Below are 13089 nucleotides of genomic sequence, written 5' to 3'. Positions count from 1 at the left end.
AAGATATAATCGGCGCAGTTGCTTCCATTACCGGACGATAGCGATGGAGAAATCTTGTCTAACCCCCTGCTGGAGAAGGCTGGGATTTTTCTTTTTGAAACCCCTGGGCCTGCCCCACCGTTTCTACGGCATGCGCAGAAGTTTTGCCGATCCTCGCAAAAAAGCGCCAGATACTTTCGATACAGGCCGCAAGAAAGCCACAATATTCCAACCATGCCCCGGCTAAACGATGGGAATCACGCGCCGAGGGGCGGTCTTGCCGCATTTTATGCGGCATGCCGATATAAATTCACTTGAAACGAAACACCCCCCGGCGCGGGCCGGGGGGTGTTAAGCGTCGGACCTTTAAAAAAAGATCAGACGAATAATTGGGCGATCTGCACCGCGTTGAGCGCCGCGCCCTTCAGCAACTGGTCGCCCGCCACGAAGAAGTCGATCCCGTGATCGCCGAAAATCAGGCTTTGACGGATGCGACCGACGTTGCAGTCGTGCTGCTGCGTCGCGTTGATCGGCATCGGGTAGACCTTATTATCGGGATCGTCGAACAGCTTCACGCCCGGCGCGGCAGCAATCGCGGCGCGCGCCGCTGCGACCGTGATCGGCTTTTCGGTTTCAATCGTCACCGCTTCCGAATGCACGCGCAGGGTCGGCACACGGACGGCGGTGCAGGAGATCGGCATATCGGGCGCGCCGAAGATCTTCCGGGTTTCCCAGGTCACCTTCATTTCTTCGCGCGTATAGCCGTTCGGCTGGAACGTATCGATATGCGGAATAAGGTTGAAGGCGATGGGATGGGCGAAGACCTTATGATCGGCGGGCTGCCCGTCGAGCACCTTGCGCGATTCGGTCAGCAGCTCGTTCATCCCCTCGATCCCCGCGCCGGAGGTGGCTTGGTAGGAGGAGACGATGACCTTCTTCACCCCAAAGGCCTTGTGCAGCGGCCAGAGCGCGACAGCCAGAATGGCCGTGGTGCAATTGGGGTTGGCGATCAGCTTTTTGCCCTTGGCGGTTTCCGGGTTGATTTCCGGGATCACCAGCGGCACGGCATCATCCAGACGGAAGGCCGAAGAATTGTCGATGACCAACGCCTTTTCCGCGATCTTCGGGCCGTATTCCTTGGCGAACTCGCCGGAAACGGCCAGGAAGACGACATCGCATTTCTGCGCGGCTTCGACGGAGAAAACTTCGATGGTCTTTTCCCCGAACGGGGTAGTAGTCGTTTTACCGGCCGACCGTTCAGAGGCGAACAGATGGAGCGAGCCGACCGGATACTTCAGATCGGCCAGCACACTCATAAGTTCGGCCCCGACGGCGCCCGTGGCGCCAACGATACCGACTGCGTGATTGGCCATGATATGTCCCTTTGTGACAAATCGTCCCCGGCCCAACTGCCGGGGCGGTAAGCCTTGCCCGGTTTCCGCCGCGCTGACAAATCGAAAATGCGAATGGCCCGCGCGCAAGTGTGATGCAAACCCCGCATGAAACACGCAAGAAACTTAGGCGCAGAACAAATCTCATCCCGTCAGTCTTCGGTAAGGCCGCGCGGCTAGGGTTCCCTCACCCCGCCGCTGGGGCGGGCTTCAGAGGAGTTTACCGATCATGCTGCGTTTTGCTTCCGCCGCCCTTGCCCTGACCCTGATTGCCGGCGGTGCTTCCGCCGCCACCCTGTGCAAACCCGCCGCAACCCCCGTTTCGGAAGACTCCGTGCGCGAAATGCTGACCGGCAAAGGCTATAAAGACCTTAAGTTCGGCAAGGACGATGGCTGTATGGAAGCCAAGGGCCATAATGCGGCGGGCAAGCGGGTTGAAATCTACATCGACCCGGCCAACGGCCAGATCGTCAAGGTCAAGGGCGAGTAAGATGAGCGCCCCGTTGCGCGCTGCGGCGTCCGAGGTTCCCGTCTGGGACCTCGGGGTGCGCCTGTTTCACTGGGGCACGGTCGCTGCCGTCGCCACTGCATTTCTGGCCGAAGAAGGCGAGAGCCTGCACGAAAAGGCAGGCTATCTCGCGGCAGCCCTGCTCGGTTTTCGCTTGATCTGGGGCTTAATCGGCACGCGCCACGCCCGCTTTTCCGATTTCGTCGCGGGGCCGGGCAAGGTTTTCACCTATCTCCTCGACCGGATGCGCGGGCGGGCACCCCATTACCTCGGACACAACCCCGCCGGGGGCGCGATGATCCTGGTGCTGCTGACCCTACTCGCCACGGTCGCGGGGACGGGAGTCGCCATGACCAGCGATGCCCTCTGGGGCAATCATCTGGTCGAAGAAATCCATGAAACCGCCGCCAATGCCCTGCTGGTCTGCGTCGGCATCCATGTCGCCGCCGTCATCCTGATGAGCAAGCTCGATAGGGAAAATCTAGTGAGGGCGATGGTTACCGGGAAAAAGCGGCGACAGCCCTAACCCTCCAACCGCCTCGGCAGCACAACCCGCGCCCGCAGGCCCGCCCGGGCGCGGCATATAGATAATGCGAATGATCTACGCGTAACTTCGCATCAAGACGTATTTCAAATCAAACACTCTGCGAGAAAATATGAAATATTATAATGCTAAAAAAAGCCAGACTAATACAGTCGTATTAATATGATTAAAAATTTTTAATTTATATAAATTTCAAAATTATATTATTATCATAAATACAAAGGATTGAAATACACCATACAGAGGATAAAATGCATCAAATCTTAGGGGCGTCTCTGCTTATAATTTGGTCAATTTTTGCTCTAATGCTCACCAAAACGACTCTCGTAAATAATGTGGTACCAAGTCTCTTGATGCCATCAAGTTGGAATGAGTATGGCGATGCACTTGGGAGCATAAACGGAATTCTTAGCATTGCTTCTGTGTGGATAGCGATGCATGCCGTCGCAAAGCAAGGCCGACAAATCGATATCTCTATAAAACAGCAGCTTCACGCAAACGATATATCATACAAATCTCTAGAAAGCCAGATAAATTCAAATAAGATTCTCATTGAATCAATCATCGAACAACAAAAATCAAATAAAATTACGACAGATATAGCGATTATAGATTATATACAAAAACAAAATGATATTCTTGAAGAGAATATAAAAAGTATTTTTGAAAAAAATTCTCACCTCAAATCTCAAGAAAATAAAAAAACAGACTCCGAGTATTGGGATATGGTGAGAAAAATGCGGGCCAAAATCAAGAAAAATAACGAAACTTCCGAGAAAATATTAATAGATATTCAAAAAATATCTAATTATGATTTATCAAAAGAATAAAAATTACAGCCGCCTCGGCAGTACAACCCGCGCCCGCAGGCCCGCCCGGGCGCGGTTGGAGAGTTCGAGCGTGCCGCCGTGGGCGTCGATCACGCTTTTGACGATGGCAAGCCCGAGGCCCGTGCCGCCGGTGCCGCGATTGCGCGATTGTTCCAGCCGATAGAAGGGCCGCAGCACATTGGCGAATTCTTCTTCGGGAATGCCCGGCCCTTCGTCCAACACATCGACGATCACTTCTTCAGACGTCGCCTGCACCATCACCTCGGCCACGCCGCCGTATTTGAGGGCATTGTCGATCAGATTCGTCAGGGCACGGCGCAGGGCATCCGGGCGGCAGCGCAAGCGCAGCACGCGGGCTTGATCGAAGGTCAGCAGCGTCCGCCGCACCCCCCGGTCGCCTGGGCCGAAAATCGTGCCGCTGGCGTCGAACTGAAGCGGCGGCGCCTCGGTCAACCGCACCGGGCGCCCGAGATCGTGATAATCATCGCAAACCGCTTGCAGCAGGCTGGTAAAGGCGACGAGCTGCTCCGCCTCCTGCTGGGCGCCTTGCCTCAAGTAATCGAGCGCGGCGGCGATCATCACCGTCATCTCGTCGAGATCGGCGAGAATTTTATCCCGCACCCCCGCGTCCTCAATCCATTCGGCGCGCAGTTTCAGCCGCGTTGCCGGGGTGCGCAGATCGTGGCTGATAGCGGCCAGCATGCGGGTGCGGTCTTCGAGCAACTCCGTCAGGGCGCTACGCCCCCGGTCGATAGCGGCGGCGATTTCCGCCACCTCTGCCGATGCCCCGGCGGGTACGGCCATCGGTTGCGGCGGCCCCGCATGCTCTGGCCCGACCGCCGCCGCCAACCGCTCCAACGGCAGGGCCAGCAGCCGCGCGAGACCGAACGCCGCCAGAACCAGCCCCGCCCCCGCCACCAGCACGGCGAGGCCGCGCATCACCGGCGTCCAACGCGCCTGCCAATAGCGCGGGCTGGCGAAGGTCAGCCAGCGTCCGTCCGACAGGGGCAGCGTTACTCGGGCGGGCAGGCCGGTATCGGCAATATCCGTGGCAATTTGGGCCAGGGCATAGTCGAACCCGCCCCCTGCCGCGCCAAGATCGATGCTGCGCCCCTCCAGCAGGGGGCGGGGCTGCAGCACGCGCACCTCAAACGGCGCGCGCCCATCATAGGCGGGGGTGAAAAAATAGCGCACCATCGCCGTCGGGGCTTCCGGCAGCGGGCCGATCTCGAAGTGCAGATCGGTGATATGGCGGGTAGCAAGCTCGGCATCGGCGGAGCCGCCATCGGCCAGCGCCCCTTCCGCCTCCTGCCACAGCGCCGCCATCGCCGGGCCGAGGCGATGGGCTTGCAGCCGGTCGCGCTGCCGGTCCAGCGCCGGAACCGCCACCGCCACCGCCAACAGCAGCATAGCCCCCATCGCCGCCAGCAGCGCCAGCAGCAGCCGGGGCGCGAGGCGGCGCGGCAGCAGGGGGATCATGAGGGCCGGGTAACGGGGACGGTGAATTGATAGCCCGCGCCGCGCACGGTCTTAATCAGTGTCGGATCGCGGGAACTTTGTTCGATCTTGCGGCGCAGGCGGCTGATTTGAATATCGATGGAGCGGTCGAAGGGCGCCAGCGCGTCGCCCTTGTAAATATCCATCAACTCCTCGCGCGTTACCACCCGCTGCGGCCGCTCCAGAAAAGCGGTCAGCAGTTGATACTCCCCGGTGGACAGGTGGACCAGCACGCCATCGGGGGAGCGCAACTCGCGCTTCCCGGTATCAAGCCGCCAGCCCGAAAACTCCCACTCCCCCGCCACGCTTGCCTCGGGCGTCGGCAGATCGCGCCCGCCCGTGCGCCGAAACAGCGCGCGGATGCGGGCCAGCAGTTCGCGGGGGGAGAAGGGTTTGACGATGTAATCATCGGCACCGATTTCGAGGCAGATGATGCGCTCCGCCTCCTCCGCCACGGCCGTCAACATGATGATCGGCACGTCGGACTCGGCCCGCAACGCCCGGCAGAGTTCGACGCCGGATTCGCCGGGCAACATCAGGTCGAGGATCACGAGATCGATCGTCCATTGCGCCATCTGGCGGCGCACGTCGCGGCCATCGCCCGCCGTCGAAACGCGGAACCCGTGCTTGACCAGAAAATCGTGCAGCAGCGCCTGAATTTCCCGATCGTCATCGACGACCAGAAGATGCCGCGCCCGCTCCATTCAGGCCTCAGTGGCTCGGCTGCGGGTCGCGCGCCATCGGCAGGCGGGTCGTCCGCAAATTGGCCTTGATGCGCGCCAGCAAGTCCTGCTTTTCGGTGCCGAGACGCAGGGCAACGCCGGTCGTCAGCACATCCACATGCACGAGGTGGACGATGCGCGACGCCATCGGGGTAAAAAGCTCTGTATCCTCCGCCGATTCGACCGCAACGGTAATATCCGCCAAGGCCGACAGGGGGGAGTTTGGCGCCGTGACCGCAATCACCGATACCTGCTGATCGCGGGCGCCCTGCGCCGCTTCCAGCGCCAGCTTGGTGCGCCCGGTATTGGAAATCGCCAGCAGCACGTCTTCCGGCCCCATGCCTGCCAATTGAATGCGCAGCATCAGCGGGTCTTGCACGGCATGACAGGGAATGCCGAAGCGCGCCAGCTTATGTTCCGCATCTTGGGCGATAGAGGCCGAGCCGCCGAGGCCGAAGATCACGATCCGCCGTGCTTGGGCCAGCAGGCCAATGGCCTTATCCATTGCCGTCACGTCCAGCGCCGTGCGCGCCGCATGCAGGGCGGTGGCTGTCGCGTCGAAAATCTTGGCGGCATAGGTCGCCGTATCGTCGCTGCTTTCCACCGCCGCCGTCACGAAGGGCACGCCGGGCACCAGGCTTTGCGCCAGCTTCAGCTTGAAATCGGCAAAGCCTTCGCACCCGACCGAGCGGCAGAGGCGGATCACCGTGGGCTGGCTGACCCCTGCGCGCGTCGCCACCACCGCCACCGGGCTTTGCAGCGTCGCTTGCGGATCGGTCAGAATCGTCTGGGCAACCGCCGCCTCCTGCCGCGACAGGCGGGGCAGGTGTGAGCGCAAGACATCCAGCATATTGGCCATGCGGCGCATTCCTCCTCCCCCTGTGGTATCACGCCCTTACGGCGTGAGGGAAGCGGCCTCCCGCGCCAGCGTCTCGATTCGGGCATAATCCCCAGCGGCCAGCGCCTCCTTCGGTACGACCCACGAGCCGCCGACGCAGGGGACGTTCGGCAGCGCGAGATATTGTTTGGCTTTCGCAAGGTCGATCCCGCCCGTCGGGCAGAAGCGGATTTCCGGCAGCGGCCCGGCCAGCGCCTTCAGATAATTGATCCCGCCCGCCGGTTCTGCCGGGAAGAATTTCAGCGCCGTCAGCCCCCGTTCGAGTAGGCCCAGCACCTCGCTGGCCGTCACCGCGCCCGCCAGATAGGGCAGATGGGTCTTATCCATCTCATCGAGCAGCGCCGCCGTCGATCCCGGCGACACGAGGAATTTCGCGCCCGACTGCCGCGCCGCATCGGCATCGATGGGCCGGTTGACGGTGCCGGCGCCAACAATGGCGTCGGGAACGTCGGCGGCGATGCGGGCGATACATTCCAGCGCCACAGGCGTGCGCAGCGTCACTTCCAGCACCCGCAACCCGCCCGCGACCAGGGCTTGCGCCAGCGGCACCGCCTGATCCGCCTCTTCGATCACCAGCACGGGAATAACCGGCCCCAGGGCCATCAGGTCGAGCATTTGTTGATTACGGTCCATCGCTTAACGCTCCTGCTGGTCGCGCAGCCACGCCGCCGCGCCATCAAGCGCGGGGGTATCGGCGAGAATAAGATAGGTGGGAATGGCTTTGGCATAATCCGCCATGCGGTAGCGCGCCTCGAACCGCTCGCGAAACTTGCTGGCGGCGAAGAAATCGGCAAAGCGCGGCACGATGCCGCCGCCGATGAAAACACCGCCACGCGCCCCGAACGTCACGGCCAAATTGCCCGCAAGACTGCCGAGCAGCGCACAGAACATATTCAGCGTATCGGCGGCCAACGGATCGCCTCCGGCCACCGCTGCCGCCGTAATATCGGCATTCGTCCGATGCGGATCGGGCTGATAGCCACGCGCGGTCGCAAGGCTACGATACAGCCGCTCGATACCGCCGCCCGACAGAAAGCATTCCGCCGTCACCGCCCCTTGCTCCGCCCGCAAGACCGCCGCGACCGAGGCTTCTTCCTGGGTCACGAGGGGTGCATCGCAGTGACCGCCCTCGCCCGGAACCGGCACCCAATGGCCGCGCGTATCGGGCACAATCGCGCCGACGCCAAGGCCCGTCCCCGGCCCGGCCACCGCCATCGCCTGCCTCGCGACTGGCGCCCCGCCCCCGATCTGCCGCACCTCGGTCAGATATGGCAACGACAGGGCCAAGGCCTTGAAGTCGTTCACAAGGTCGAGATAGTCGAGGCCGAGTTCCGCCTTGGTTTCGGCGATGGAAAAATCCCAGGCCTGATTGGTCAGCTTAAACCGGTCGCCGGTCACCGGCCCCGCCACGGCAACGCAGGCCGCCGAGGGCTGAACTGGCGCCGCCAAGCCTGCAAGATAGGCTTTCGCCGCGCTGGCCAAGGTGCGGTGTTCGGCGCTGGGCACCTTCCCAATTTGGGTAGGCGCCGCGCCAGGGGCCTCGATCAGCCCGAAGCGCGCGTTCGTGCCGCCGATATCCGCCACCAGCCACGGGCGGGCGGCGGTTGGGGTTGCAATCGCCATGCTCACGCCCCCTGCCGATCCAACAACGCGCCGAAGACATGCGCCCCGCTTTCGGCCCCGCCGACGAGGGCGCGGAAGCCGCCGAACAATTCGCGTCCGCAGCCGAAATCATTGCCCGATAGGTCGATGGTTTCGGCCTCGCGCCCAGCAAGATCGGCTTTGACGGTCAGCGTTCCCGCCTCCGCATCCAAGCAAATGAGATCGCCGGTGCGGATTTTGGCGATGGGGCCGCCGTCCAGCGCTTCCGGCGTCAGATGGATCGCCGCCGGAACCTTGCCCGACGCGCCGGACATGCGGCCATCGGTCACGAGCGCGACCTTGAACCCTTTATCCTGCAAAACACCGAGGGCCGGGGTCAGCTTATGCAACTCTGGCATCCCATTAGCCTTCGGGCCTTGGAAGCGGATGACCGCAATGAAATCCCGCTCCAACTCGCCGCGCTTGAAGGCGTCTTGCAGCGCGTTTTGGCTGTCGAAGACGATGGCGGGGGCCTCGACGATGCGATGCTCCGGCTTCACGGCGGAAACCTTGATCACCGCGCGGCCAAGCTCGCCGGTCAGCATGCGCAAGCCGCCATCCGCCGCGAAGGGGTTGGCGACCGGGCGCAGCACGGCGGTATCCTGGCTTTCGCGCACGGCCGGTTTGAAGGTAACGCCGCCGTCTTCGGTCAGGAACGGGTCTTGCCGATAGGCGTCTAACCCGTGGCCGAGGATGGTTTTCACGTCACCATGCAGCAGCCCGGCGTCCAGCAGTTCGCCGATCAGGAAAGGCAAGCCGCCCGCCGCGTGGAAATGGTTTACGTCCGCCGACCCGTTCGGATAGACGCGCGCCAGCAGCGGCACCGCGCCGGAGAGATCGTTGAAATCATCCCAGGTCAGGCGCACGCCTGCCGCCGCCGCCATCGCGATCAGATGCAGCGTATGATTGGTCGAACCGCCCGTGACCAACAGGCCGATGATCCCATTGATGAAGGCGCGTTCGTCGAGGATCTCGCCGATGGGGGTAAACACCCCGCCCGCCGTGATCGCCACCGCTTGGCGCACGGCCGCCTTCGTTAGCGCGTCGCGCAGGGGCGTGTTCGGGTTGACGAAGCTCGACCCTGGCAGGTGCAGGCCCATAAACTCCATCAGCATCTGATTGGAATTGGCCGTGCCGTAGAACGTGCAGGTGCCGGGGGAATGGTAGGAGGCGCTTTCCGCTTCCAACAGCTCCGCCCGCCCGACCTTGCCTTCCGCATAAAGCTGGCGGATGCGGCTTTTCTCGTTATTCGGCAACCCCGACGGCATCGGCCCTGCCGGAACGAAGACCGAGGGCAGATGCCCAAAGGTCAGTGCCCCGATGATCAGGCCGGGCACGATCTTGTCGCAGACGCCCAAATAAAGCGCGCCGTCGAACATCGCATGGCTCAGGGCCACCGCCGTCGACAGCGCGATCACATCGCGACTGAACAGCGACAGTTCCATCCCGTCCTGGCCCTGGGTCACCCCGTCGCACATGGCCGGAACGCCGCCCGCCACCTGAGCCACCGCCCCGGCATCGCGCGCCGCGGCCTTGATGATCTCCGGGAACCGTTCGAACGGCTGATGCGCCGAGAGCATGTCGTTATAGGCCGTGACGATGGCCAGATTGGGTTTCGCGGCGGCCTTCAGATCAGCCTTATCGTCGGCGGCACAGGCGGCAAACCCGTGGGCGAGATTACCGCAGGATAGGCGCGAGCGGCGCGGGCCTTTATCGGCGGCGGCGCGCAGACGAGCCAGATACGCGGCGCGGCTATCGCGGGAGCGCTCGATAATCCGATGCGTAACGGCGGCGAGGGTCGGATGCAGGGCCATCACTCGGCCTCCTCATTCCAGGTGCGGCCGTCGCGCTCGATCAGCGCGATGGCGGCGGCGGGGCCATCGGTCCCGGCGACATAGGTTTTCGGCGCTTCGGCCCGGCGTTCCCAGGTATCGAGGATCGGCTCCACCCAGGTCCAGGCGGCTTCCACCTCGTCGCGGCGCATGAACAGGGTGGCGTTGCCGCGCACCACATCCATCAGCAGCCGTTCATAGGCATCGGGGTTGCGGATCTTAAAGGCTTCGGCGAAGGAGAGGTTGAGGGAGGCGGGCCGCAGCCTTAGCCCGCCCGGCCCCGGTTCCTTCGTCATCATATGTAGGCGGATGCCTTCGTTCGGCTGCAAGCGCACGACCAGCCGGTTCGAATCGATTACCCCAGCGTCACCCGGGAAGATCGAATGGGGCACCGGGCGGAACTGGATGGTGATTTCCGACACCTTCTCGCTCATCCGCTTACCAGTGCGCAGGTAGAAGGGCACGCCCGCCCAGCGCCAGTTTTGAATATCGACCTTCAGCGCCACAAAGGTTTCGGTTTGGCTGGCGTGGCCGAGCTCATCCAGATAGCCCGGCACGCCTTCCCCGCGCGAGGCCCCGGCCTTATATTGGCCGCGAACCGTATTGCTGAGCACATCGGCGGGTTTCATCGGCTTGAGTGCGCGCAGCACTTTCAGCTTTTCATCGCGCACCGCATCCTTATCCATCTGGCGTGGCGGTTCCATCGCCACCAGGCAGAGAAGCTGCAACAGGTGGTTTTGCACCATGTCGCGCATGGCGCCCGACTTATCGTAATAGCCCGCGCGGCCTTCGACCCCGACCGTTTCCGCAACGGTAATCTGCACATGGTCGATCCAGGCCGACGACCACAAAGGTTCGAACAAACTATTGGCGAAGCGCAGTGCCAACAGGTTTTGAACCGTCTCTTTACCCAAATAATGGTCGATGCGGTAAATCTGCTGTTCGGCGAAAACGGCGCCGACGTCATCATTGATCTTGCGGGCGGAGGCGAGGTCGGTGCCGATGGGCTTTTCCAGCACGACGCGACTATCCGGCGTCGCCAACCCCGCCGCTTTTAGATTGCGGCAAATTGGCCCAAAGAGGTCCGGCGCCGTCGCGAGGTAGAAGACCCGTACCTTGCTGCCGCCATCGGCCAGCGCGGCGGCCAGATCGTCCCACCCGGCTTGGCCGGTCGCATCGACCGCGACATAGGAAATCCGCTCGGCAAAGCTCGCCCATGTAGCGTCGTCGTAGTGCGGCCCAACCTGGCCTTTCAGCCACTCGCGCACCTTCTCGATATAAGCGTCTTGACTAAGCGCGCTGCGCGCCACCGCAATGATGCGCGACGGGCCGGTAATCTGCCCATCTTGGTGGCGGTGATACAGGGCGGGCAGCAGCTTGCGCAGGGCAAGATCGCCCGTGCCACCGAAGACCACATAATCGAAAGGCGCCACAGGAATTATCTGCGCCATGCGTCCCTCCCAGGACTGGATTTTGACGTTGGCGGCGATCATAGGCGCTTCTGCGGGCGGCGTGAAGTAGTTTTATTACATTTGACTAGGAAGTCAGGTTTTCTGCGATTTTGCGTCGGTCTAATGACAAACCATACCTGCGTCACTATGCCGCAGAGCAGTTTGCGCCGCAGCAATAGTCATAATTGCTGACCTATAATTCGTATACAAAGAATGAAGACGGCTGAAAATGCTGGGAAATTGGGAATGAGTGCTGACCCGATAGATGTTTCTGGTCCATGTCTGCCCATTTTTCATAATAAATGATTAACTTTTAGCCTTGCACCGCAGGATAATTAGGGTACGAACCCTCTGACTTTAATGCCAAAGTTAGGCTGTACGGTGACGTGAGAGGATCGGACCGGCGATGCAGGAGCAAATTCTAGCCCTTTCCAAAGAAGTTTCGGATCTCGCGACGATGAAAGTCTCCGAGATTCAGAACGTCATGCGCACAACTAAGATCTTGGCATTAAACGCTTTGATCGAGGCGGGCCGCGCCGGGGAATACGGCAAGGGGTTCGCGGTCGTTGCCCATGAGGTCAGCAATATTTCGCAGCGCATTAGCGATATTGCGTCCGCGTTAAACGACAGTATGGCTGACCGAATCGGCGCCCTGAACGACGTCGGCACCCAATTGATCGCCAGTCAACGCTGTTCGCGCGCCACCGATCTGGCCCTCAATATGATCGAGATCATTGACCGCAACCTCTATGAACGCTCCTGCGATGTGCGCTGGTGGGCGACCGATTCGGCAATGGTGGCCGCTGCCAGCAATCCGACGCCAGAAAATTGCGCCTTTGCCAGCAAACGCCTGGGCGTGATCTTGGATAGTTACACGGTCTACCTCGACCTTTGGGTCTTGGACCGCCAAGGCAATATCATCGCCAATGGCCGCCCGAACCGGTATCCGGGACTGATCGGCCAGAATTACGCCCATGCGCCGTGGTTCGGCCAAGCCCTCTCCACCCGCGACGGGACCGATTTCGCCGTTGCCGACATTAGCCGCGAAAGCCGCCTTGGTAATCAATCGGTCGCCACCTATGCCACCGCCATCCGGGCTGGCGGTGCCACCGATGGGGCGGCGCAAGGCGTGCTGGCGATCTTCTTCGATTGGGAAAACCAGTCGCAAACCGTGGTCGATCAAGTCCGCCTAACGCCGGAGGAAAAGCCGCGCACCCGCTGCCTGCTAATCGACGCGCAGCATCGCATCATCGCCGCGTCGAAAGGCTCCGGCTATACGTTGGGTGACCGCTATAGGCTGGACATCAAGCGCGGTGAGGAGCAGGGCGCCTTTGTGCGGGCGGATGGCACGATCGTCGGTTATTCGCTAACCCCCGGCTATGAAACCTATGACGGCCTGGGCTGGTACGGGATTATCGAGCAAGCCTCCGTCCTGTCCCACGGTCACGCCAATGGTAATGATCACCCGAGTGCTTGGTTGCCGCACGCGGCCCAGTAAGCTTTTTTCGTCGATCTCGTTTTGGTAGCCACCTTCCGCCGATCCTGCCCCCGCAGGGTCGGCGTTTTTTTACCGGCGCATGAGCCAGCCGATACCATAGACGACGGCGTGCATGCCAACCGCGATGGCAATGCCATAGAATAGCGACGCCTCCCATGTTTCATGAAAGCCCGAAATCTGCGACAGCACCGTGAAGAAAATGACGGTGATCGGCACCTGCCGAGCATGGGCCGCAAGCGGCAGATCAAAAATGGACGCCATAGCCTTCCCCCTAATTTTATCCTGGGAAGATTACCAG

Annotated in this window: 13 protein-coding genes; 4 read left to right on the top strand and 9 right to left on the bottom strand. The window is 61.4% G+C overall.

All coding sequences use genetic code 11. The annotated features are described in order from the left end of the window. Positions 1-356: 356 nt before the first annotated feature. Positions 357-1352: an aspartate-semialdehyde dehydrogenase gene (locus CHR90_RS02780; RefSeq protein ID WP_094407458.1), complete on the bottom strand. Its 996-nt coding sequence runs from the start codon at positions 1350-1352 to the stop codon at positions 357-359. 247 nt (positions 1353-1599) lie between these two features. Between CHR90_RS02780 and CHR90_RS02775 the strand changes: the two genes are divergently transcribed. The 3 genes from CHR90_RS02775 to CHR90_RS19105 all read left to right on the top strand — a co-directional run bounded on the left by CHR90_RS02775 (position 1600) and on the right by CHR90_RS19105 (position 3252). Beyond that, positions 1600-1860: a PepSY domain-containing protein gene (locus tag CHR90_RS02775; RefSeq protein ID WP_094407457.1), complete on the top strand. Its 261-nt coding sequence runs from the start codon at positions 1600-1602 to the stop codon at positions 1858-1860. A 1-nt stretch (position 1861) separates the two neighbouring features. Next, positions 1862-2404: a cytochrome b/b6 domain-containing protein gene (locus tag CHR90_RS02770; protein WP_094407456.1), complete on the top strand. Its 543-nt coding sequence runs from the start codon at positions 1862-1864 to the stop codon at positions 2402-2404. A gap of 269 nt (positions 2405-2673) precedes the next feature. After that, a complete protein-coding gene (locus CHR90_RS19105; RefSeq protein WP_141210859.1) occupies positions 2674-3252 on the top strand; it encodes a hypothetical protein in 579 nt (192 codons plus the stop codon). Positions 3253-3255: 3 nt separating this feature from the next. Here CHR90_RS19105 and CHR90_RS02765 read toward each other — a convergent pair whose 3' ends face one another. The 7 genes from CHR90_RS02765 to zwf are packed head-to-tail and all read right to left on the bottom strand — an operon-like array spanning position 3256 to position 11293. Continuing rightward, positions 3256-4731: an ATP-binding protein gene (locus tag CHR90_RS02765; RefSeq protein WP_094407455.1), complete on the bottom strand. Its 1476-nt coding sequence runs from the start codon at positions 4729-4731 to the stop codon at positions 3256-3258. Beyond that, the gene (locus CHR90_RS02760; protein WP_094407454.1) at positions 4728-5453 is read right to left on the bottom strand and encodes a response regulator; all 726 of its coding nucleotides are present in this window, start codon (positions 5451-5453) and stop codon (positions 4728-4730) included. The genes CHR90_RS02765 and CHR90_RS02760 overlap by 4 nt, the downstream gene beginning before the upstream one ends. A gap of 7 nt (positions 5454-5460) precedes the next feature. Continuing rightward, on the bottom strand, positions 5461-6339 hold the full coding sequence (gene hexR / locus CHR90_RS02755; RefSeq protein ID WP_094407453.1) for a transcriptional regulator HexR: 879 nt from the start codon (positions 6337-6339) through the stop codon (positions 5461-5463). Positions 6340-6366: 27 nt separating this feature from the next. Beyond that, positions 6367-7002 (bottom strand): bifunctional 4-hydroxy-2-oxoglutarate aldolase/2-dehydro-3-deoxy-phosphogluconate aldolase, encoded by a 636-nt coding sequence (gene eda / locus CHR90_RS02750; RefSeq protein WP_094407452.1) that lies wholly within the window; start codon positions 7000-7002, stop codon positions 6367-6369. A gap of 3 nt (positions 7003-7005) precedes the next feature. After that, positions 7006-7992 carry a glucokinase gene (gene glk, locus CHR90_RS02745; protein WP_094407451.1) on the bottom strand — a complete coding sequence of 329 codons (987 nt, stop codon included), beginning with the start codon at positions 7990-7992 and terminating at the stop codon, positions 7006-7008. Between the two features lie 2 nt (positions 7993-7994). Beyond that, positions 7995-9824, bottom strand: a complete 1830-nt coding sequence (gene edd, locus CHR90_RS02740) for a phosphogluconate dehydratase (protein WP_094407450.1) — start codon at positions 9822-9824, stop codon at positions 7995-7997. Continuing rightward, a complete protein-coding gene (gene zwf / locus CHR90_RS02735) occupies positions 9824-11293 on the bottom strand; it encodes a glucose-6-phosphate dehydrogenase (protein ID WP_094407485.1) in 1470 nt (489 codons plus the stop codon). The genes edd and zwf overlap by 1 nt, the downstream gene beginning before the upstream one ends. 406 nt (positions 11294-11699) lie before the next feature. Here zwf and CHR90_RS02730 point away from each other — a divergent pair, with 406 nt between their 5' ends. Then, on the top strand, positions 11700-12791 hold the full coding sequence (locus CHR90_RS02730) for a methyl-accepting chemotaxis protein (protein WP_094407449.1): 1092 nt from the start codon (positions 11700-11702) through the stop codon (positions 12789-12791). A gap of 69 nt (positions 12792-12860) precedes the next feature. On the opposite strand, the gene CHR90_RS02725 is transcribed toward CHR90_RS02730, so the two are convergent. Continuing rightward, on the bottom strand, positions 12861-13052 hold the full coding sequence (locus CHR90_RS02725) for a hypothetical protein (protein ID WP_094407448.1): 192 nt from the start codon (positions 13050-13052) through the stop codon (positions 12861-12863). Between the last annotated feature and the right edge of the window lie 37 nt (positions 13053-13089).

Source organism: Elstera cyanobacteriorum (genome assembly GCF_002251735.1).
Taxonomy (GTDB): Bacteria; Pseudomonadota; Alphaproteobacteria; order Elsterales; family Elsteraceae; genus Elstera; species Elstera cyanobacteriorum.
The sequence above is the reverse complement of the archived record's forward strand: the minus strand, read 5'-3'. Positions and strand labels throughout refer to the sequence as shown.

Coding starts and splice junctions, on each gene's coding strand:
- CHR90_RS02780 (WP_094407458.1), bottom strand. CDS start 1,352: ATGGCCAATCACGCAGTCGGTATCGTTGGCGCCACGGGCGCCGTCGGG.
- CHR90_RS02760 (WP_094407454.1), bottom strand. CDS start 5,453: ATGGAGCGGGCGCGGCATCTTCTGGTCGTCGATGACGATCGGGAAATT.
- CHR90_RS02765 (WP_094407455.1), bottom strand. CDS start 4,731: ATGATCCCCCTGCTGCCGCGCCGCCTCGCGCCCCGGCTGCTGCTGGCG.
- CHR90_RS02775 (WP_094407457.1), top strand. CDS start 1,600: ATGCTGCGTTTTGCTTCCGCCGCCCTTGCCCTGACCCTGATTGCCGGC.
- zwf (WP_094407485.1), bottom strand. CDS start 11,293: ATGGCGCAGATAATTCCTGTGGCGCCTTTCGATTATGTGGTCTTCGGT.
- CHR90_RS02730 (WP_094407449.1), top strand. CDS start 11,700: ATGCAGGAGCAAATTCTAGCCCTTTCCAAAGAAGTTTCGGATCTCGCG.
- CHR90_RS02770 (WP_094407456.1), top strand. CDS start 1,862: ATGAGCGCCCCGTTGCGCGCTGCGGCGTCCGAGGTTCCCGTCTGGGAC.
- hexR (WP_094407453.1), bottom strand. CDS start 6,339: ATGCGCCGCATGGCCAATATGCTGGATGTCTTGCGCTCACACCTGCCC.
- glk (WP_094407451.1), bottom strand. CDS start 7,992: ATGGCGATTGCAACCCCAACCGCCGCCCGCCCGTGGCTGGTGGCGGAT.
- eda (WP_094407452.1), bottom strand. CDS start 7,002: ATGGACCGTAATCAACAAATGCTCGACCTGATGGCCCTGGGGCCGGTT.
- edd (WP_094407450.1), bottom strand. CDS start 9,824: ATGGCCCTGCATCCGACCCTCGCCGCCGTTACGCATCGGATTATCGAG.
- CHR90_RS19105 (WP_141210859.1), top strand. CDS start 2,674: ATGCATCAAATCTTAGGGGCGTCTCTGCTTATAATTTGGTCAATTTTT.
- CHR90_RS02725 (WP_094407448.1), bottom strand. CDS start 13,052: ATGGCGTCCATTTTTGATCTGCCGCTTGCGGCCCATGCTCGGCAGGTG.